This is a genomic window from Microvirga sp. KLBC 81 (assembly GCF_003075415.1).
Taxonomy (GTDB): domain Bacteria; phylum Pseudomonadota; class Alphaproteobacteria; order Rhizobiales; family Beijerinckiaceae; genus Microvirga.
The window spans coordinates 1-19,180 of record NZ_QDAH01000015.1; the positions used below are offsets into that span (position 1 = coordinate 1).

20 protein-coding genes are annotated in these 19,180 nt (G+C 60.4%); 13 read left to right on the forward strand and 7 right to left on the reverse strand.

The window, feature by feature from the left end; all coding sequences use genetic code 11:
• Window positions 1-25: 25 nt before the first annotated feature.
• From DC522_RS12160 to DC522_RS37225, 3 genes are all read right to left on the reverse strand, one after another.
• Window positions 26-322, reverse strand: a complete 297-nt coding sequence (locus tag DC522_RS12160) for a hypothetical protein (protein ID WP_116528977.1) — start codon at window positions 320-322, stop codon at window positions 26-28.
• 177 nt (window positions 323-499) lie between these two features.
• Window positions 500-721, reverse strand: a complete 222-nt coding sequence (locus tag DC522_RS37220) for a hypothetical protein (RefSeq protein ID WP_371679445.1) — start codon at window positions 719-721, stop codon at window positions 500-502.
• An 18-nt stretch (window positions 722-739) separates the two neighbouring features.
• Window positions 740-970, reverse strand: coding sequence for a Ku protein (locus DC522_RS37225; protein WP_371679410.1), 231 nt, complete (start codon window positions 968-970; stop codon window positions 740-742).
• 182 nt (window positions 971-1,152) lie between these two features.
• Here DC522_RS37225 and DC522_RS34760 point away from each other — a divergent pair, with 182 nt between their 5' ends.
• On the forward strand, window positions 1,153-1,290 hold the full coding sequence (locus DC522_RS34760) for a hypothetical protein (protein WP_165820137.1): 138 nt from the start codon (window positions 1,153-1,155) through the stop codon (window positions 1,288-1,290).
• Window positions 1,291-1,675: 385 nt separating this feature from the next.
• On the opposite strand, the gene DC522_RS34270 is transcribed toward DC522_RS34760, so the two are convergent.
• Window positions 1,676-1,921: a hypothetical protein gene (locus DC522_RS34270; RefSeq protein WP_133239265.1), complete on the reverse strand. Its 246-nt coding sequence runs from the start codon at window positions 1,919-1,921 to the stop codon at window positions 1,676-1,678.
• Complete coding sequence (locus DC522_RS12170) at window positions 1,896-2,657, reverse strand: SDR family oxidoreductase (RefSeq protein ID WP_116528979.1); 762 nt, start codon at window positions 2,655-2,657, stop codon at window positions 1,896-1,898. The genes DC522_RS34270 and DC522_RS12170 overlap by 26 nt, the downstream gene beginning before the upstream one ends.
• A gap of 230 nt (window positions 2,658-2,887) precedes the next feature.
• On the opposite strand from DC522_RS12170, the gene DC522_RS12175 reads away from it, so the two are divergent.
• Window positions 2,888-3,421, forward strand: coding sequence for a lytic transglycosylase domain-containing protein (locus DC522_RS12175; protein ID WP_116528980.1), 534 nt, complete (start codon window positions 2,888-2,890; stop codon window positions 3,419-3,421).
• A gap of 35 nt (window positions 3,422-3,456) precedes the next feature.
• On the opposite strand, the gene DC522_RS12180 is transcribed toward DC522_RS12175, so the two are convergent.
• Entirely contained in the window at window positions 3,457-4,605 is a 1,149-nt protein-coding gene (locus DC522_RS12180) for an acyl-CoA dehydrogenase family protein (RefSeq protein WP_116528981.1), read from the reverse strand.
• Window positions 4,606-5,083: 478 nt separating this feature from the next.
• Between DC522_RS12180 and DC522_RS12185 the strand changes: the two genes are divergently transcribed.
• From DC522_RS12185 to DC522_RS12230, 10 genes are all read left to right on the forward strand, one after another.
• The gene (locus DC522_RS12185; protein ID WP_245444105.1) at window positions 5,084-5,872 is read left to right on the forward strand and encodes an enoyl-CoA hydratase/isomerase family protein; all 789 of its coding nucleotides are present in this window, start codon (window positions 5,084-5,086) and stop codon (window positions 5,870-5,872) included.
• A 3-nt stretch (window positions 5,873-5,875) separates the two neighbouring features.
• The gene (locus DC522_RS12190) at window positions 5,876-6,715 is read left to right on the forward strand and encodes an ABC transporter ATP-binding protein (RefSeq protein WP_116528983.1); all 840 of its coding nucleotides are present in this window, start codon (window positions 5,876-5,878) and stop codon (window positions 6,713-6,715) included.
• A complete protein-coding gene (locus tag DC522_RS12195) occupies window positions 6,715-7,593 on the forward strand; it encodes a branched-chain amino acid ABC transporter permease (RefSeq protein ID WP_116528984.1) in 879 nt (292 codons plus the stop codon). The genes DC522_RS12190 and DC522_RS12195 overlap by 1 nt, the downstream gene beginning before the upstream one ends.
• The gene (locus tag DC522_RS12200; protein ID WP_116528985.1) at window positions 7,593-8,633 is read left to right on the forward strand and encodes a branched-chain amino acid ABC transporter permease; all 1,041 of its coding nucleotides are present in this window, start codon (window positions 7,593-7,595) and stop codon (window positions 8,631-8,633) included. The genes DC522_RS12195 and DC522_RS12200 overlap by 1 nt, the downstream gene beginning before the upstream one ends.
• 21 nt (window positions 8,634-8,654) lie before the next feature.
• Window positions 8,655-9,836 (forward strand): ABC transporter substrate-binding protein, encoded by a 1,182-nt coding sequence (locus DC522_RS12205; RefSeq protein WP_116528986.1) that lies wholly within the window; start codon window positions 8,655-8,657, stop codon window positions 9,834-9,836.
• A 5-nt stretch (window positions 9,837-9,841) separates the two neighbouring features.
• Complete coding sequence (locus DC522_RS12210; RefSeq protein WP_116528987.1) at window positions 9,842-10,651, forward strand: ABC transporter ATP-binding protein; 810 nt, start codon at window positions 9,842-9,844, stop codon at window positions 10,649-10,651.
• An 8-nt stretch (window positions 10,652-10,659) separates the two neighbouring features.
• Window positions 10,660-12,492, forward strand: a complete 1,833-nt coding sequence (locus tag DC522_RS12215; RefSeq protein ID WP_205769623.1) for a long-chain fatty acid--CoA ligase — start codon at window positions 10,660-10,662, stop codon at window positions 12,490-12,492.
• Window positions 12,493-12,519: 27 nt separating this feature from the next.
• On the forward strand, window positions 12,520-13,701 hold the full coding sequence (bktB, locus tag DC522_RS12220; protein ID WP_116528988.1) for a beta-ketothiolase BktB: 1,182 nt from the start codon (window positions 12,520-12,522) through the stop codon (window positions 13,699-13,701).
• A gap of 96 nt (window positions 13,702-13,797) precedes the next feature.
• On the forward strand, window positions 13,798-14,514 hold the full coding sequence (locus DC522_RS12225) for a TetR/AcrR family transcriptional regulator (protein ID WP_116528989.1): 717 nt from the start codon (window positions 13,798-13,800) through the stop codon (window positions 14,512-14,514).
• Window positions 14,515-14,547: 33 nt separating this feature from the next.
• Window positions 14,548-15,234: a transglutaminase family protein gene (locus DC522_RS12230; protein WP_116528990.1), complete on the forward strand. Its 687-nt coding sequence runs from the start codon at window positions 14,548-14,550 to the stop codon at window positions 15,232-15,234.
• Between the two features lie 13 nt (window positions 15,235-15,247).
• On the opposite strand, the gene DC522_RS12235 is transcribed toward DC522_RS12230, so the two are convergent.
• Window positions 15,248-17,599, reverse strand: coding sequence for a 3-hydroxyacyl-CoA dehydrogenase/enoyl-CoA hydratase family protein (locus DC522_RS12235; protein WP_116528991.1), 2,352 nt, complete (start codon window positions 17,597-17,599; stop codon window positions 15,248-15,250).
• A gap of 365 nt (window positions 17,600-17,964) precedes the next feature.
• Between DC522_RS12235 and adhP the strand changes: the two genes are divergently transcribed.
• Window positions 17,965-18,990, forward strand: a complete 1,026-nt coding sequence (gene adhP, locus DC522_RS12240) for an alcohol dehydrogenase AdhP (protein ID WP_116528992.1) — start codon at window positions 17,965-17,967, stop codon at window positions 18,988-18,990.
• Window positions 18,991-19,180: the final 190 nt, after the last annotated feature.

The window sequence follows — 19,180 nt, forward strand, 5'->3', positions numbered from 1 at the left end:
TACATCGACGCAGCTCTCATGTTCGTCAGCCTGCCAACTTCATCTCGAGACGCACGGTCGGACCATACATGTGGCACTGCAGGCACCGAAATCCGCCGTGGATCCGAAAGGGGTACCACTGCAATCTCCTCGCCAGGTTCATTGTGGACGCAGACGAGCCACCGAGATCGGTCGGCGGAGATGCGGAGATAAAGACTTCCGTCATGAGACGTCGGACGACTGCCTCGATCTGCTTGCCTATATCGCTGTCGGCCCTCATCGAGCGTCCGCAGAGGTCCAGGATCGACTCCCAGTCATCCGTGCGGTGAAAATGATGGCGCATCGTTTTACTCCTGCGCCCGCGGTCCGACTAGGTTTTTATCATCAGATCGAGAACGGGTTCTGGTCCTTAGGGATCAAGGACTTATGGCAATTGACCGCATTATCCCCCATTCTCCACGGGCTGCACACGGGATCAGATCCGTTCGGCGTGCGGAATCGTACGAAGGACCAGGTGAGCCTATCGCGAAAGGCGCCCGCGGCGGAATTTCTGCTTTTCGGGCAGCACTTGGTCGGCCTTGCCAAGACCGGCCCAGGAATCGGACTTCAGGTGCGCGAGGCGGGTCGGCAGATTATCCACCGTGAAGTGGTTCGGACGGTTCGAGGCCGAGAGCTCGTCCCAGGCAAGAGGCGTTGAGACTGAAGCACCAGGATGCGCCCTGGTCGGATAGGCGATCCGGATGGCTCAAGCTCCTCGTCCTCATAAGGATGAAGGAGCCCTTGCCGACCCGCAGCCCTTGACCTGCTGGTCGAATTCGACGACCTCGTTAGTCTCTGCATCGATGAACTGACGTTTGCCCGGTTCCCGATTTTTCCGGCTGAGGGTGCGGAAGCGTACTCGTTCAGATGAAGAGGTGGCCGGGCATAATTCGATGGCGCACGAATCCAGAGGTAATTTTGAACATCCTTTCCAGTTCGCACGCCGTGCCATAGTATATTCCTCACAAAAATACTTGGCCGCAGAGTTAGGTCATCCTGCCCCAGAGTAGCAGCGGCGATGAACAGGCAGCGTGTGTCCGGAAGCACTCTGTACCTATTCGGGATGAGGTGTACGCGGCGGGCGAATATGGTCTCATGCCCCCCACGTAAGAAGGATGGTAGGAGGCAATGCTTATGGCCGGTAAAGCTCGCATGAGACCGTCGTTTAAAAAGCACACCCGCCGCTATCGCGAGGTGATTGCCCCCGCCAAGACGCTCGAGGGGCAGAAGAATCTCACCAAGAAGCGTCGCTATGCCAACCGCCACGGTTAAGTGGCGGCAGGATGCATCTCCATCACATGAGCGCACAACGAGCGTGACGGCAGCGTGGCATGCGATACGATTTGGCTGAGCAAGGCTGTCTTCAAGAAACTCGGCACCAAAGTGGGCAGTGATCTTGCACGGGAGCTGTCTTAGATGACGTAGAATTAGCCGGAGGTCGTCTCGATTCCCTTGGCTGTGGTGGCGATCAGCACCTGCTTCGATGCGCCCGTGCCATCCGCATCCATAGTACACATTGCCCTTGACGGAATCGTAGATAATACGTCGTCCCGGTCATGCGCCTTCGCGCCCGTTCAGAAAGCGGAGGAAGCCCGTTTGCCGGCTGTGAGCTTTGTGAAGACGCCATTCTCCAGGCGGATCGTATCGCCGGCCATCTTTAACCGGCGAGATTGTCGACTTTGCTCAACGATGGCTTGGTGTTGAACACGAAGATGTCCTTCCCCAAATTGCCATGGAGTGTGTCGCTGCCCGAGCCGCCGCTGATCGTGTTTGACGACGCATTGCCGATGAGGCGCACTGGGCCTGAACCCGTTGCAAAAGGATTCTCACTTAGAAACAGCGCATGGCGCTTCAGGAAACAGGCTTTTTCCCAGTTGTCACAGACTGGCAGTGATGCCGCCATCGACATAAAGAACGTGGCCGTTGACGAAGCTCGAGGCATCGGAGGCCAGGAACACGGCGGCGCCGATCAATTCATCCACATTCCCCCAGCGACCGGCGGGAGTGCGCTTCTCAAGCCAAGTGCTGAAGTGAGGATCGGCAACAAGAGCAGCATTGAGTTCGGTTTTAAAATAGCCGGGGCCAAGCGCATTGACTTGCAAGCCATGCCGCGCCCAATCGGTCGCCATTCCCTTGGTCAGCATTTTCACCGCACCCTTGGTTGCCGTATAGGGCGCAATCCCGGGGCGCGCGAGTTCGGCCTGCACGGAGGCGACATTGATGATCTTTCCGTGGCCGCGGGGGATCATGCGTTTGGCCACCGCCTGCCCAACGAAGAAAACGCTGTCGATGTTGGTGGCCATCAACCGTTCCCAGGCTTCGATCGGAAACTCCTCCAGCGGGGCCCGGTGCTGAAGCCCCGCGTTGTTGAAGAGGATCTCGATTGGTCCGATCTCTGCTTCGATTTCGACGACAGCCGTCTCAACCGCCCTGAAATCCGTAACATCGAAGGAGCGTGCATGGACCACGCGCCCCTCTGCTGACAGCATCGCGCGGGCTTTCTCCAACTGCTCCCGATCGCGGCCGTTCAAGACGACGGTTGCACCGGCTTCCGAGAGACCGCGAGCAATTGCGCAACCAATCCCCTTGGAGGAGCCGGTGACGAGGGCAAGGCGACCAGTGAGGTCGAACATTTTCATGGCTAGGTTCCTGAGAAGAGACGGGCTGGCGGAAGCGTCAGTACTTTACATGAATTCGGCTCGACACTTTAGACAAGCAGGAGCGCCGAATGAGCTTGGAGGAGACGTTCACAGTTGCTGATGGGACACAATCTGTTATTACAGAACTAGCGGCATCAAGCCGTACAGCCAAGCTGACGCCTTATTGCCACGTTTTCCCGGAGAATGGTTTCCTCAGATAAGGGGATACCATGATCGCTCGTTTCGTTCTGGGCTGTGCTGTGATCGCTTGTGTCCAGCCAGCACTCGCCTCCGACCGTGTCGCAACCGATGCTCTTGTGGCGCAACACGCCAAGGCACATGGGATCCCGGAAACACTGGTGCATAGGGTCATCAAACGAGAGAGCGGATATAACGCCCGGGCAAAGAACCGGATCTACTGGGGCCTTATGCAGATCCGCCACGATACGGCGCGCGGCATGGGCTATACAGGTCCCGCATCAGGGCTGCTCGACGCCAATACCAATCTGACCTATGCCGTCCCGTATCTGGCCAATGCCTACAGGGTTGCTGGTGGAAATCATGATCGGGCCGTCGCCCTCTACGCCGGCGGATATTACTACGAAGCCAAGCGGAAAGGCATGTTGCGACAACTCCGGACCGCAATGAGCGGTCCTGTGTCCACCGCTGCGACCGAGCCTGCGTCGACAGGGTCGATCACGGGCTATTCTTCGCTGCGGTTCTCTCCGAAAGCCACATCCTACATGACAGCAGCGGATCGATAACGCCTCAATTGATTGGCGCTGCGTGATCTCTCGTCCTAAAGAGATCGGGCGATCAGAAGCTTCATGATCTCGTTCGTGCCGCCGTAGATGCGCTGAATGCGCGCGTCCACATAACGCCGGGCAATCTCGAACTCGTTCATGTAGCCATAGCCGCCGTGAAGCTGCAGGCACTCATCGGCGGTTTGGCATTGTTTGTCCGTGGTCCAGTATTTCGCGATCGAGGCGGAGACCTGATCGAGTTCGCCCTTGATGGCTCTCTCGATGCACCAGTCCAGGAAAACGCGTGCGATCAGGGCCTCGCTCTTTCGCTCAGCCAGAACGAAGGCCGTATTCTGAAACTCCAGAATAGGCTTTCCGAACGCCTTGCGTTCTTTCGCATAGTCCGTAGTCACTTTGACCATGCGCTCGATGGATGCAACCGCTGACACTGCGATGGCAAGGCGCTCTTTAGGCAGCATCTCCATCATCTGGTAGAACCCGCGGCCTTCCTCACTGCCGAGGAGATTTTCGGCGGGAACGAAAGCGTTGTCGAAGAAGAGCTCCGACGTATCGGAGGCGTGCATGCCGATCTTGTCGAGGTTTCGACCTCTCCTGAAGCCATCGCTGCCCTCGGCTTCCAACATGAGGAGCGAGATGCCCTTCGTGCCCTGTTCCAGGTCGGTCTTCGCTGCGACGATGATGAGGTCTGCGATCTGACCATTCGTGATGAATGTCTTCGATCCACGCAGCACATAGGCATTGCCTGCACGGCTGGCGCGGGTGCGAAGCGCCCGAAGATCGGAGCCGCCTCCGGGCTCCGTCATCGCAATCGCACCGATGAGCTGGCCCGTGGCGAGCCCCGGCAGCCAGCGCAGCTTCTGCTCGTGCGAACCGAAATGCATGACGTATTGCGCCACGATCGCATTGTGCACAGCCACGGGCAGGGCCATCTCGGGCAATTCGTATTCGAGATCTTCGATTACGGCCGCCACATGGGCGAAGGTGCCGCCTAGGCCGCCATATACTTCCGGAACATCCGGACAAAGCGCGCCCATTTCGCCAAGAGCCAACCACGCGTCCCTGTCGATCATCTTGTCGGCGCGCCATCGCTCCGCTCGCGGAGAAAGCGTGGTGGAGAGATAACGCCGGAACGTCTCTCGAAAGATATCGAGTTCGCTGGTCATCCAAGATGAGCGGTGCGTCATGGGCGTTCCTTCCAATATCATGAGTGTGGCAGGCAGTCGTAGGCAGGGCCGAATTGAGGGGATCTTTTGATAGGATCTCGTGCACTCATGCAAATCCCGCCGATGCAATCGGCGTGGCCAGCTACCCAACAGGGCTGCAGTGTCCATCCTCCCGAGATTACATTCTTATCTACCAAGCGGTAATCTTATGACTCAAAGGTAAGCCCTTGGCTTCTTTCCCGTCAAGCATCCGTTTCTTTTGCAATTATGGAGAAGTTGCTTACGGAACGAAGAATTGGCGCGGCCATACTTTGCACGCTTCATCTTTGGGAGGAGGGAAGGCATGTTGACTTCTACTCACGAGTAAGAATACGATTTGAGAGTAGGCCAAGTCACGGTTGGCTCATCAACAAGAAGCCGAGAGCGCCGCGTAAGAGCATATCCGGCCACCAGGTCAAGCGCCGGCGACTGCCGGCGCGTCCAATGGGAGGAAATGCAGGTGGTGCAGAGTTCTGACTCGATCACCTTGTCCGTTGCCGACACCGTCGCAACGATCAAGCTCAACCGCCCGTCGGTGCTCAACGCCATCGACGCAGGGGCGGCGAGAGCTTTTCTGAGCACCCTTAAGAGCATCGCAGACTGTTCGGACGTGCGGGCGATCGTGCTGCGTGGAGAGGGACGTGCGTTCTGTGCCGGAGGGGACGTCAGCCGGTTTGGGAACGGCGATCCCGAGGCGGCCATAGACGAGATCATCACCCCGTTCCATGAGGCGCTGCAGCTGCTCAACAGCCTGCCGCAACCGTCTGTTGCCGCCGTTCATGGTGCCGCGGCAGGTGCAGGTTTCAGCCTTGCGCTGGCTTGCGATTTCGCCATTGCGACGGAGACGGCGAAATTCACACTTGCTTATGCGCGCATCGGCGCAAGCCCTGACGGAGCGGCGACCTATCACCTGCCTCGTATCGTGGGATTGAGGAAAGCGAAGGAGCTCGCGTTGCTGGCTGACACCATCGATGCGGCGGAAGCGCTTCGGCTCGGTCTCGTCAATCGGGTTGTTCCTGAGGCGGAATTCGACAGTGAATGCGCACGGCTTGCCACGCGGCTCGCTGCCGGTCCCTCAACTGCCTATCACCGTATTCGTGAGCTGCTGACCTCATCCTTCAACAGGGATTTGGACGCTCAGCTCGAGGCGGAGCGCCAAGCCTTCAAGGCGCTTTCGCGAACACAGGATTTCCGGGAAGGCGTCTCCGCCTTTCTCAACAAGATTCCTGCGCAGTTCAAGGGGCACTAGAGCATGTCAGACGGCCTCAACCGATCCTCGCGCGAGACCGCCGCTCCGATCCTGAAAGTCGATGCGCTCTCATTGTCCTTCGGCGGCCTGCGCGCACTCTCCAGCGTTTCATTCGAGGTGCAGGAAGGCTCGATCACCGCCCTGATTGGGCCGAATGGTGCGGGCAAGACGTCCATGTTCAATTCCATCTCGGGCTTTTACAGGCCGACGGAGGGGCGGATCATCTTCAAAGGTGAGGATATCAGCCGAGAGCGGCCGCCTGTGAGGGCTAAAAGGGGCCTGGCTCGCACGTTCCAGAATATCGCCCTATTCCGGGGCATGACGGTGCTCGACAACATCAAGCTCGGTCGCCACGCGCATCTCAAGACCAATGTTCTCGACGCTCTGTTCTACAAGGGACGGGCGCATCGGGAAGAGATGGAACTCCGGGCCGAGGTCGAGGAGCGTATCATCGACTTCCTCGAGATCCAGCACATCCGCCACGCGCCCGTAGCGGCGCTTTCTTATGGCTTGCAGAAGCGCGTGGAGCTTGCACGCGCTCTCGCCATGCGCCCCCGCATCCTCATGCTCGATGAGCCGGTGGCGGGGATGAACCGGGAGGAGACGGAGGACATGGCCCGCTTCATCCTCGACGTGAAGGAAGAATGGGGCATCACCATCCTCATGGTCGAGCACGACATGGGCATGGTGATGGATATCTCCGATCATGTGGTCGTCCTCAACTTCGGCCAAGTGATCGCGCAGGGGCGTCCGGCTGACGTGCAGAACGATCCCGCCGTCATCAGCGCCTATCTCGGCTCGGGCGACCTCGCACAGCGCATCCGCAAGACGGAGGCCGCGTGATGGATTGGCTTTATCTGACGGAAGTCGCTCTGGCCGGTCTGGGCGCGGGCGCTCTCTACGCACTAACTGGTGTCGCCTTCGTGCTGATCTACAAGGCGACCCGCGTGGTCAATCTCGCGATCGGCGAGATCCTCATGCTCGGCGGCTATGTGTTCTTTGGGCTCGTCGCGGGAGCTGGCCTGTCCATCTGGGCCGCCATTCCGCTGACGATCCTTGCGGGTGCCGGCTTGGGCGTACTGGTGGAGCGCACGCTCATCCGCCCCATGCTCGGCGAGAGCCCCATCTCGGTCTTCATGGTGACGATCGGTCTCGGCTCCATTCTGGCAGGCATCGTCGAACTCGCCTGGGGCGCCGATCCGCTGCGTTTACCTGAGTTCATTCCCAACACGCCCATCTTCTTAGGCGAGGCCTATGTCGCTCCGAAGGTCGCCTATGGTGCGCTCGTTGCCGCTCTTCTCATCGCTGGAGCGGTTGTGGCGCTCAGATTCTCCCGCGGAGGCGTCGCTCTGCGCGCGACCGCGCGTGACCAGGGCGCGGCCTATTCCATGGGAATCGACGTGGGGCGTGTCTTCTCGCTGTCCTGGATGGCGGCCTGCGCCACAGCGGCTGGGGCCGGAGTGATCGTCGGTGCCATCGGGGGCATTTCGCCCACCATGGGCATCTTCGGATTGTCCGTGCTCGTGGTCGTCATCGTCGGCGGCCTCGACTCCGTCGCAGGCGCGCTGGTCGGCGGGCTTCTCATCGGATTGGTCGAAGCGCTCGCTGGCAGCTTCCTCGGAGGCGAATACAAGCTGCTCGCGACATTCAGCCTGTTGATCCTGATCCTGATGATCTGGCCCTATGGCATCTTCGGCAGCCATGAGATCGAGAGGCTCTAATGCGCATTGGAACCTTAAAACTCACCTACGCAGCCGACGAGGCCTTGTTCGACACGAAGGTGCAGTGGATCTGGCTTGGCCTTCTCGCGCTCGGGCTCCTGATCTTCCCCTTCGTGGCGGGCCCGTACTGGGTCTATCTCGCCTGTCTCGTGGCCATCAACGTGGCAAGTGCCACGGGTCTCAACATCCTCACGGGCTATACGGGGCTCGTGAGCCTGGGACAGGCGGCCTTCATGGGTGTCGGGGCCTACACGGTCGCGGTGCTCGAAATCCGCGTCGGCACACCGTTCGTCATCAATTTGCTGCTGGCTGGCGGAATGACTGCAGCGGTCGGCGTAGTGTTCGGCATCCCGAGCCTTCGCGTGAAGGGGCTCTATCTCGCGATCGCCACCATCGCAGCATCGATGATCTTGCATTTCGTGTTCGCCCATTGGCCGCTCACGGGCGGAACGCGCGGCCTCTCGATGCCGCCTGCGAGCTTCTTCGGCATCGCGCTCGACCAGCCGCAAAAACTCTACTGGCTCATCATTCCGGTGATGGCGCTCATGGTGCTGGGTGCCGCGAACCTCTTCCGCACGCGCGTGGGGCGTGCCTTCATCGCCGTCCGCGACCGGGACATCTCGGCGGAGGTGCTTGGAATTCCGCTGCTTCAGACCAAGCTGACGAGCTTTGCTCTCTCGTCGTTCTATGCGGGCGTCGCGGGCGGGATGTGGGCTTATTTCTTCCGTGTCGTGACGCCTGAGAGCTTCCCGCTGATCAACTCGATCTTCTATCTCGCGGCCATCATCGTCGGCGGCATGGGGACCATCTTGGGCGGCATTCTCGGGGCTGCCTTCATGACCCTGGTGCCGGAGGTTCTCAAGCTCGTGGTCGGCTGGATCACCCCTTGGGTGCCGGATGCGCTCAGCCTGCTCGCTCCAATCCGAACCATCGTGTTCGGTGCTCTGATCGTCGGGTTCCTCATCTTCGAACCACAGGGCCTTGCCGAAATCTGGCAGCGGATCCGACGTTTCTTCCACCTATGGCCCTTCAGAACATAAAGACTATCGGGAGGAAATCACATGAAACTCACGTTATCGCGGAGAAGTCTCATAGGGGCGGCGATGGCCGGGCTTGCGCTCGGCGCGGTCGAAGCCAGGGCTCAAGGACAGAATGAGGAGATCGTCCTCGGCGGATCGATCCCGCTCACCGGCGTCTTCGCCTTCGCGGGCGTCGGCATTCATGCGGGCATTCAGGACTACCTGAAGATCGTCAACGATGCTGGCGGCATCAAGGGCCGCAAGATCAGGTACGTGGCCGAGGATACCGGCTACAAGGTCGATGCCTCCGTGGCGGCCTTCAATAAGATCACCGGCCAGAACAAGGTTTCGCTCTATTACGGCGACTCGACGGGCTTCGCGAAGACGATCAATCCCGAGCTTGAACGGAAGGGCACGATGATCATGGCCGGCGCATCCTTCGCGTCGGAGCTGAACGATCCGAAGAAATATCCGCTGCAGTTTCTGCCCGGTCCCGACTACACGGAGATGTTCGGCATCCTGATGCGCCACATCGCCAAGGAAAAGCCGGGTGCGACCATTGCTTTCGTCTATTCCGACACGGAGTTCGGGCGTGATCCCATCGCACCAGGCGAGAAGCTTGCCACGGAACTCGGGCTGAAGGTGGTCGAGAAGATCGTGACGCCGCCGGGCAGCGTGGACGTGTCCACGGAAGTGCTGAAGCTGCGCCGCGCACGGCCGGACTACACGATCTTCCATGGCTATGTGCTCGCGCCGATCCCGGAATTCATCCAGCAGGCGAAGCAAATGGGCATGCAGAGCCGCTTCATGGGCACCTTCTGGTCCATGGATAATTCCATGGTGGAGAAGATGGGCGAGGCGGCCGACGGCTTCATGGGCGTGATGCCCTATCGCTACTACTACGACAAGGAGGGCACCGCGCCGATGCTGGACAAGATCCGGCAGATGCGGCCCGAGTATCAGTCGACGGCCTATATGCAGGGCTTCGTGACGGCGATGCTGATGACGGAAGCGGTGAAGCGCACCCTTGATGCCGGCAAGGAGCTCACCGGCCCGAACATGAAGGTCTCGCTCAACAGTATCAAGGACTTCGACACGGGCGGCATCTTCGGCGTTCCGATCTCCATCCCCGGCAATTCCGTGCCGGTCGGCCGCATCTATCGTTTCGATGCCAAGCAGAAGCAGATGCTCCCGGCCTCCGATTGGATTCAGCTCGGAAAGTAAAGCCCATGGATGCGGAGACCCTTCTGAACGTCAACAATGTCGAGGTCGTCTATAACCGGACGATCCAGGTTCTCCGCGGCCTGTCCCTGCGGGTTCCGAAGGGCGAGATCGTCGCCCTTCTGGGCTCGAACGGAGCAGGCAAGTCCACCACGCTTAAGGCCATCTCGAACCTGCTCGCACTGGAGGACGGCGCCGTCACCGCAGGCCAAATCGAGTTCGACGGAACGGATATCGCGACCATCACGCCGCACGGGCTCGTGCGGCGCGGCTTGTTTCATGTGATGGAGGGCCGCCGCATCTTCGAAGATCTGACGGTTGAGGAGAATCTCACCGCCGCCACCTTCTCGCTGTCCGGGCGCGGCCTGCCGATCACACCCTTCGACCTCGTGTATTCCTATTTCCCGCGCCTGTACGAGCGCAGGAAGGGGCTTGCCGGCTATCTCTCGGGCGGCGAGCAGCAGATGCTGGCGATCGGCCGGGCGCTGATCTCGAAACCGAAGCTCATTCTTCTCGACGAGCCCTCGCTCGGCCTGTCGCCGAAGCTCGTGGAGGAGATCTTCACCATCATCACGCGCATCAATGCGGAACAGGGTGCCTCCATGCTGCTCGTTGAGCAGAATGCCGCGGTCGCGTTCTCCGTTGCGAGCTATGGCTACATCATGGAAATGGGCAAGGTCGTCATCGACGGCCCGGTGGAGCGACTCGTCAAGGATCAGGACGTGCAGGAGTTTTATCTCGGGCTCGGGGGAGGCGGTACCCACAAGAGCTACCGGGATGTGAAGCATTACAAGCGTCGCAAGCGCTGGCTGTCATGAGGACCACGATGCCGCAAGCTCTCGACCGCGACAGCATGACCCTTCCGCAGCTCCTGCGGGACAATGCCCAGCGCATGCCCGACCGCATTGCCCTGAGACAGAAGGACTTCGGCATCTGGCAACCGATCACATGGGCTGATTACTACAATCGGGCGCGGCATTTCGGACTGGGCCTCGTGTCACTCGGTCTGGAGCCGCGTGGACATGTGGCCATTCTGTCGGAGAACCGGGCCGAATGGGTAATTGCGCAACTCGGCGCAGGCCTCGTGGGCGGTGTGACCATCGGCGTCTATGCCACGAGTCCGGCCAACGAGATCTCGTATGTTCTGGGCCATTCGGATGCGGAGGTGGTGGTCTGCGAAGATCAGGAACAGACCGACAAGGTGCTCGAATGTCTGGAGGCGCTGCCGAAGCTCAGGCACATCGTGGTGATCGACCCGAAAGGCCTGGGTCACTACGAGAGCGACAAGCTCTCGACATTCAAGGAGGTCCTTGAAAAGGGGGCTGCCTATGAAAAGGATCACCCGGACCTGATCGACACATGCCTCGCCGGGCAGAGCCTCGCCGATATCGGTCTCATGGTCTACACTTCCGGCTCAACCGGAAAGCCGAAGGGCGCGATGCTCAGCTATCGCAATATGCGTGCTCAAGGCGCCGCTGTGATCGAGCGGCTCGGCTACACGGAGGATACCACCAACCTGTCCTATCTACCGCTGTGCCATGTGGCGGAGCAGATGCTGACGGTGATGGCACCCCTCCAAGCCGGCTCCTGCGTCAGCTTCGGTGAGTCCATCAGAACAGTTCAGGAGGATCTGCGCGAGATCGCGCCGACGCTGTTCTTGGGCGTGCCCCGAATCTGGGAGAAGCTGCATTCGGCTATCCATATCAAGATAATCGAGGCCAAGGGCTTCCGCCGCAGGCTCTTCGAGAAGGCCGTTTCCTTGTGCGAGCCCTTCGCCGAGAAGGCGCCCGCCGACCGCAGCTTACGTGAAAAGATGGTGTTCGGGATTTGCTATCTCCTGGTCTTCCGGGCGCTGCAGAATTTCATCGGCCTGCGGCGCATCAAAGTGGCGCTCACCGGTGCAGCGCCCATTTCGCCCCTGATCGTTCGCTTCTTCCGCACGCTCGGGATCCCGCTCATCGAAGTCTATGGCCTGACCGAGACCTCGGGCATGGTCACGGGACAGCGGCTCGACGCTCTCCTGCCGGGTGCCGTCGGTCCAGCGGTTCATGGGGCGGAGGTGGATATTGGCCCGGACGGAGAACTGCTCGTGCGCGGCGATATGGTCTTCGAGGGCTATTACCGCAACGAGGAGGCGACACGTGCATCGATCCGTGACGGATGGCTGCACACGGGCGACGTGGCCAAGATCGAAGCCGGTCAGGTCAAGATCGTGGACCGGCTCAAGGACATCATGATCACTGCCGGCGGAAAGAACCTCAGTCCGTCCGAGATCGAGAATACGGTCAAGAGCAGCGCCTTCATCAAGGAGTGCATCGTCATCGCCGAAGGGCGCCGCTACCCGGCTGCGTTGATCCAGATCGATGCGGAAACCGTCGGCAAGTGGGCCGAGGAAAACCGGGTGCCCTTCACGAACTACAAGAGCCTCGCGGAGAACAGGCGCGTACGCGAGCTGATCGATGCGGAGGTCGAGCGTGCCAACCGGCAGCTCGCGCCCGTGGCGCAGATCAAGAAATTTCATCTCCTCACGAAGGAGCTGGATCACGATGACGATGAAGTCACCGCCACCATGAAGGTCCGGCGCGCGAACATCTATCGGAAATATGCCGCCGAGATCGAAGGGCTCTACAGAGAAGCGCCCGCCGTGGCAGCGGAGTAAGACAATCAGGTTCAAGGAGTTTTCAGGATGGTACGCAACGTCGTGATTGCATCGGGAGTCAGGACCGCCATCGGCACGTTCGGAGGCACGTTGTCCGACCATTCGCCCACCCGGCTCGGCGCGCTCTGCGTGGCAGAGGCGCTGAAGCGAGCCGGGCTCGAAGGCTCGGATGTGGACCACGTGGTGTTCGGCAACGTGATCATCACTGAGCCGAAGGATGCCTATCTCGGCCGGGTCGCGGCCATCGAGGGCGGCGTTCCCATCGAGGTGCCGGCCATGACCGTGAATCGTCTGTGCGGCAGCGGCGTCCAATCCATCGTATCGGCTGCACAATCCATCATGCTGGGCGATGCGGAAGTGGCCGTGGCGGGTGGCGCGGAGGCGATGAGCCGTTCGCCGCACCTGTTGCATACGGCGCGCTTTGGTCAGCGGATGGGGGACGCCTTGGTTGTGGATCACCTGACCGGTATCCTCACTGATCCGTTCGGCAACGGCATCATGGGCATCACGGCTGAAAACGTCGCGTCCAAGTGGCAGATCTCCCGTGACGCACAGGACACATTTGCGGCGGAAAGCCAGCGCCGCGCCGCTATCGCTATCAATGAGGGGCGATTCAAGGATCAGATTCTTCCTGTCGAAGTCAGGAAGGGGCGGGAGATCATTTCCTTCGACACCGATGAACACCCCAAGGGCGAAACGACCCGCGAGAGTCTGTCGTCCCTTCGCCCCGTCTTCCGCAAGGACGGAACGGTAACGGCTGGCAACGCTTCCGGCATCAACGACGGCGCCGCCGCTGTCGTTCTGATGGAGGAGGGCAGGGCGGAACGCGAAGGGCAGAATGTGCTGGCCCGGATCGTCGGCTATGCGCATGCCGGCGTGGAGCCCGGCGAGATGGGCATCGGTCCTGTTCCGGCTGTTCGGAAACTGCTTGAGAAGACGGGCATGAAGATCGGCGACTTCGATGTCATCGAGTCGAACGAAGCCTTTGCAGCACAAGCCTGCGCGGTTGCGAACGAACTCGGCTTCGATCCCGAGCGCGTCAATCCGAATGGTGGAGCCATTGCTCTCGGTCATCCGGTGGGGGCAACCGGTACCATTCTCACAGTCAAGACGGCCTATGAACTGGCTCGAATGGGCGGGCGCCATGGCCTGATTACCATGTGCATCGGCGGTGGCCAGGGCATCGCGCTGGCTATCGAGAGAGCCTAAAGGAAATCCAATGAGGGGCGCGCCTGCCCTGGACGTCCTGCCGAGCCGCCGTTACATGGGCGGGCGGCCACGCCCCCCTTATCAGTCAGGAATCCTATGACGGCATCCCCGTGGAAAAAGCCTGCCGATCGGCAGAAGGAGCGCGAAGTCAAGCGCGATGCCGTGCTGCGTGCTGCCGCTCAGGCTTTCAACGAGAACGGCTTTCACAAGACGTCCCTGGACGATGTGGCCGAGCGCCTGAACGTCACGAAGCCGACGATCTACTACTACGTCAAGAACAAGGATCAGATCCTGTTCGAGTGTGTCCGTATCGGTCTGGAGATGCTGGAGGATGCCTCGGCCCAGATCGAGGGAACCAGTGCCAATGGCCTTACCAAGCTGATTGCTCTCTGGCGGGTCTATGTGCAGATCGTTACCGAGGATTTCGGCCGTTGCCTGATCCTCGTGGGCGAGGATCCGCTTCCGCCGGGCACGCGCAAGGAACTGCGTGCGCTGAAAGGACGAATCGACAAGCGGTTCCGTTCCGTCATCGCGGAGGGTATCGAGGACGGCTCCATCCGCCCCTGCGATCCGAAGATGGCAGCCTTCGCCGCTGCAGGTGCCTTGAGCTGGATCGCGCGCTGGTACGATCCGCGCGGACCGCTCAATCCGGAGCAGCTTGCAGACCAGATGATCGACCTGCTCGTCCACGGCGTTGGTGGTGTTGGCCAGGCGAAAAGAAAGACGAACAGTAAGGCTGGAATGAAGCTCGCTGCTGCGAACGCACCTGCGTCACCAAAACCGCCCCGGAAGTCCGCCAGTCGAGCCTCCTGACGGCTGTTGTTTTGGCAGCAGAGGAACTGCGCCATGAATGTATCCGAGCAGCGCCTTTATCTCAGCCCGGCCGAATATGTGGACAGCGATTACCCTGCGATCCGGAAAAGGACCGAGGAGCTGACGGCTGGACTTGCTTCGGCGGCAGAGCGGGCGAAGGTGCTGTACGACGCGGTGCGCGACGGCATCCGTTACGATCCTTATGTGGATTACACGAACCGCGAGAGCTTCCGGGCCAGCAGCGTTCTGGCGGCGGGTCGCGGCTATTGCGTCAGCAAGGCCGCTCTCTATGCGGCACTCTGCCGCGCCGGCGGAATTCCGGCGCGTATCGGCTTATCCGATGTGCGCAACCATCTCGCGACACCCCGCCTGCTGGCAGCGGTCGGCACCGACGTGTTCTCGTGCCACGGCTATGTCGAGGTTCATCTCGGCAATCGTTGGCTAAAGGCGACGCCGACGTTCAATGCGAGCCTATGTGCCAAGCTCGGTGTCGAACCGCTCGACTTCGATGGCTCCGGCGACGCGTTATTCCAACCTTTCGACGGAGAAGGGCGGGCGTTCATGGACTACGTCGTCAATCACGGCACGTTCTTCGACGTGCCTGCGAAGTTTCTCATGGGTGAGATGGCGCGGCTCTATCCGGCCCTCTGCAGGCCCGGAGGCTATCGAGGGCAAAGTATGGAAGAGGAGGCCGGAGCATCCGCGGCTCCGGCCTCCTGAAACAACAGGTCGTCTAATTGCGCAGCGGCTTGCCGGTTGCCAGCATGTGCTCGATGCGCTCCCGCGTTGCTGGCCTCTTCGCGAGGGTAATCACTGCCTCCCGCTCCAATGCCAGCACGTCTTCCTCGGAAGCGGCGCCGCTCCTGCTATTCGCGCCAGTGAGAACTGAGGCGAGAGTCTCGGCGACTGCCATATCCGTTTCAGTGAGGCGAAGGGCCTCTTGGCGCTTCTCAGTAAGATCCATGAGCATGCGCTTGCCGGACGGACCAGCCAGCACGATCTTCGAGCGATCAGGCGCACGGTATCCGACGTTCGCTATTGACGCTGCGCGCTGGATGCCTATGCCCAGCAGACGATCGCGGTTCATGACGATGCCATCGGTGGTGCGCAGCAATCCCTTGTCCCAGGCATCGAGAGCCGAGGACGAGGAATTGCCGGCGAGAATTGTCTCAAAAGCCATTGTCGCGACAGAAACAGGATCGCCTGCATCCTTGACACGCTCCTGCATGCGCAGCAGGAGTTGCGTGCATCCTCCCCAGCCGGGCACGATGCCGACCTTCGTTTCGGGAAGGCCTGCCGCCAACTCCGCATGCGCGACAATGGCATCGCAATGGAGCATCAGCTCGCACCCGCCGCCGAGGGTGAGTCCCGCCGGCGCAGCCACTACAGGGAAGGGCGCATACTTCACCCGCTGGAAGAGGTTCTGACCCCGTGAGAGAAAGGCCTCCAACGCTGCCCAATTTTCCTCGCGCATCAGACCGACGAAGTAGGACAGATCAGCGCCGGCAGAGAAAGCGCGCGCGTTGTCGTTGCCGATGACGAGACCACGAAACTCGGAGGCCACCTTATCGAGACTTGTCTCCAGCGCATCGAAAACGGCAGGGGTCAGGCTGTTCATTTTTGTATGGACTTCGAAGCAGACCACGCCGTCGCCTGCATCCCAGAGCGAGGCTCCTTCATTCCCGAGAATTCTCTGCTGGCATGACTTGATGGCCGGCAATGTGAGAATGCCGGTCTTGTCCGTCGGCTGCGCGCGCGTGCCATCGGTGCGCAGCGCCGATCCTGTGTTCCGGCCGTAGAATCCCTCGTTTCGGATAGCAGAGGCCAGGAGGGAGGGCACGTCTTGCCCTTCCCGAGCCAAGCGTTCGGCAAGCATCGCCAGCCCGCAACGTTCGGCAAGCCTGAACGGGCCTTCGCGCCAGGCATAGCCGAGTTCCATGGCCGTATCGATGGCGGCAACGTCTTTCGCAATCTCCGGGCCGACATGGGCGGTATAGGCGATGAGGTGGGACAACACGCTCCAGGCGTAGAGACCAAGTCGGTCATCAGACTGCAAAAGAGCCGCAAGATCGCGGCCCTTACCAGGTAGCGCAGCAGCGTCGACCGGCGCTTCCGGACGGTACCGACCTGACGAGAGATCCAGGACTTCATGCGACTTGTCGACATTGACCCTGTAGAAGCCGCCATTGGCTTTTCGACCCAGCTGTCCTGCCGCGATCATGCCCTGGACGGTCTGATCCGAAGGCAAATCATAGGAGTGAATGTCGTCAGATGCGGGCAGGGCGATCATGAGACTGCCCCACACGTGCGGAATAAGATCGATGCCGATGAGGTCGAGCAGTCCGAAGACACCGGTGCGCGGCATGCCCAGCGCCGCCATCACCGTATCCGCCTCCTCGACGGTGAGACCTAGGCGCTTCGCTTCCAGCGCAGCCACCGCCAGCCAGTAGCAGCCGATGCGATTGGCGATGAAGCCAGGCGTATCTTGGCAATCGACAACGGTTTTTCCGAGAATGACTTCCGATGCTGCCTTCGCGCGCGCCACGAGCTCGGTTGAGTTCTCCGGAGAACTGACGATCTCGACGAGCCGCATGATGCGCGGCGGATTGAAGAAATGCGTAATCAGGAAGTCGGCCCCAAACGAGGGACCAAGTTCGACAATCAGGTCTGAACGGGGTATCGTGGAGGTGTTGGAGGAAACGATCGATCCTTTTTTCCTGATGCTGTCGATCCTGCGGTAAAGGTCGCGTTTCACGTCGAGCTTCTCGACAACGGCCTCAATGATCCAATCGACTTCCGAAAGCCGTTGAAGGTCATCGTCGATATTGCCGGCCTGGACGAGTTTGGCAGCATCAGGATGCATGAAGCCGTTTGCCTTCAGCTGCCGCGCGATACCCGTTTCGGCTGGGCTATCGGGAGATGAGTCCGACCCTCGGATGTCGAGAAGATCCACAGGGATTCCGGCATTGGCAAATTGCGCGGCAATGCCGGATCCCATGGATCCGGCGCCGATGACGGCTACACGCGCAATGCCAGCTTCTCGAACGCCGATGATGGAAGGAGAGAAAGAGGAGAGGGCGTTCATGGTGTCTCCCAGAATATGGATGGCCAATCTGAGCTCCGATCTTGAGGACGGCGTGCCAATTTCTGTGCCACCGACCACCCGAGGGCCTTCGAAGGATTGGGGTGCCTGTTTCGGGTCTCCATCCGAGAACAGGATCGCCCTATCCGTCGTTGATCATGTTATAAGCGCAGTATTATTCCTACTTCCTAGTAGGATCTGTCAACGGCGGGCTGCGCCGACGCTTGGGCGAGACTCGAAACAGAAACTCCACTGATGCTGACATTTAAGGGGCCGGAACGTGAGAGGGCGCCCATAACCTTGATCCCGATCAATGTGGCCGCTCGGCTCTGCAGGTATTCATCTTCTTTGAAACGAGGAGGGATTCCATGGCGAAGATGATGAAGGCAGCGCTCGTTCGCGAGCTTGGACGTCCCCTGACCATCGAGGAGGTGCAGATTCCCGAGCCTCGCCCAGATCAGATCCTCGTGCGGATCGCTGCGACTGGCGTGTGCCACACCGACCTTCATGCCGCCAGGGGAGACTGGCCGGTGAAGCCCAATCCGCCTTTCATTCCTGGGCACGAAGGCGTTGGCACCGTCGTGGCGGTGGGTCGTGACGTGAAGCGGATCAGGGAAGGGGATCGCGTCGGGATCCCTTGGCTGCACACCGCCTGCGGCTACTGCCCGCACTGCCGCACCGGCTGGGAGACGCTGTGCGGTTCGCAGCAGAACACCGGCTATTCCGTCAATGGCAGCTTCGCCGAGTACGCGGTGGCCGATCCCAACTATGTTGGCCGTCTGCCCGACAGGCTCGAATGGGGGCCGGCTGCGCCCATCCTCTGCGCAGGCGTCACGGTCTACAAGGGCTTGAAGGAAACGGAGGTCAAGCCGGGCGAATGGGTGGTGATCTCTGGCATCGGCGGTCTCGGTCACATGGCCGTGCAATATGCCCGCGCCATGGGTATGCGGGTCGCGGCCGTCGATGTGCACCCGGAAAAGCTGTCTCTCGCCAAGTCTCTCGGAGCCGAAATCACGTTTGACGCCAAGAGAACGGATCCCATGCAGGAATTGCAGAAGGCCATCGGAGGGGCTCATGGAGTCCTTGTGACAGCGGTCTCTCCTGCCGCCTTCGAGCAAGCCTTCGGCATGCTCCGGTCGCACGGCACGATGGCACTCGTCGGCCTGCCTCCTGGCAAGTTCGCGATGCCGATCTTCGACACTGTCCTCAAGCGGATTACGGTGCGCGGCTCCATCGTCGGCACGCGGCAGGATCTGGAGGAGGCGCTGGAGTTCGCGGGCCATGGAGCGGTTGCGGCCCATTTCTCCTGGGACAAGCTCGAGAACATCAATGCCATCTTCGAGCGCATGGAGGCCGGCCAGATTGACGGACGGATCGTGCTGCAAATGCAATGATCCTGTCACGTGACTAGGGCATCGTGCGGAAAAGTGGACCCGGTTTTCTGCCTCGAACGAAGGGCTCCTGCAGAGAGGGAGCATCGGACCCAAAAGTGCCAGTCCACTTTTGGGTCCGATGCTCTAATAGCCAAAGCCTTCGATCTTGACCAAAGGCCGCAACGGCATTCATGTTTGCAGGAGCATATGC

Excerpts from the sequence above, each read along its gene's own strand:
- DC522_RS12160 (WP_116528977.1), bottom strand. The coding sequence starts at position 322 with ATGCGCCATCATTTTCACCGCACGGATGACTGGGAGTCGATCCTGGAC.
- DC522_RS37225 (WP_371679410.1), bottom strand. The coding sequence starts at position 970 with ATGGCACGGCGTGCGAACTGGAAAGGATGTTCAAAATTACCTCTGGAT.
- DC522_RS34760 (WP_165820137.1), top strand. The coding sequence starts at position 1,153 with ATGGCCGGTAAAGCTCGCATGAGACCGTCGTTTAAAAAGCACACCCGC.
- DC522_RS34270 (WP_133239265.1), bottom strand. The coding sequence starts at position 1,921 with ATGGCGGCATCACTGCCAGTCTGTGACAACTGGGAAAAAGCCTGTTTC.
- DC522_RS12170 (WP_116528979.1), bottom strand. The coding sequence starts at position 2,657 with ATGAAAATGTTCGACCTCACTGGTCGCCTTGCCCTCGTCACCGGCTCC.
- DC522_RS12175 (WP_116528980.1), top strand. The coding sequence starts at position 2,888 with ATGATCGCTCGTTTCGTTCTGGGCTGTGCTGTGATCGCTTGTGTCCAG.
- DC522_RS12180 (WP_116528981.1), bottom strand. The coding sequence starts at position 4,605 with ATGACGCACCGCTCATCTTGGATGACCAGCGAACTCGATATCTTTCGA.
- DC522_RS12190 (WP_116528983.1), top strand. The coding sequence starts at position 5,876 with ATGTCAGACGGCCTCAACCGATCCTCGCGCGAGACCGCCGCTCCGATC.
- DC522_RS12195 (WP_116528984.1), top strand. The coding sequence starts at position 6,715 with ATGGATTGGCTTTATCTGACGGAAGTCGCTCTGGCCGGTCTGGGCGCG.
- DC522_RS12200 (WP_116528985.1), top strand. The coding sequence starts at position 7,593 with ATGCGCATTGGAACCTTAAAACTCACCTACGCAGCCGACGAGGCCTTG.
- DC522_RS12205 (WP_116528986.1), top strand. The coding sequence starts at position 8,655 with ATGAAACTCACGTTATCGCGGAGAAGTCTCATAGGGGCGGCGATGGCC.
- DC522_RS12210 (WP_116528987.1), top strand. The coding sequence starts at position 9,842 with ATGGATGCGGAGACCCTTCTGAACGTCAACAATGTCGAGGTCGTCTAT.
- DC522_RS12215 (WP_205769623.1), top strand. The coding sequence starts at position 10,660 with ATGCCGCAAGCTCTCGACCGCGACAGCATGACCCTTCCGCAGCTCCTG.
- bktB (WP_116528988.1), top strand. The coding sequence starts at position 12,520 with ATGGTACGCAACGTCGTGATTGCATCGGGAGTCAGGACCGCCATCGGC.
- DC522_RS12225 (WP_116528989.1), top strand. The coding sequence starts at position 13,798 with ATGACGGCATCCCCGTGGAAAAAGCCTGCCGATCGGCAGAAGGAGCGC.
- DC522_RS12230 (WP_116528990.1), top strand. The coding sequence starts at position 14,548 with ATGAATGTATCCGAGCAGCGCCTTTATCTCAGCCCGGCCGAATATGTG.
- DC522_RS12235 (WP_116528991.1), bottom strand. The coding sequence starts at position 17,599 with ATGAACGCCCTCTCCTCTTTCTCTCCTTCCATCATCGGCGTTCGAGAA.
- adhP (WP_116528992.1), top strand. The coding sequence starts at position 17,965 with ATGGCGAAGATGATGAAGGCAGCGCTCGTTCGCGAGCTTGGACGTCCC.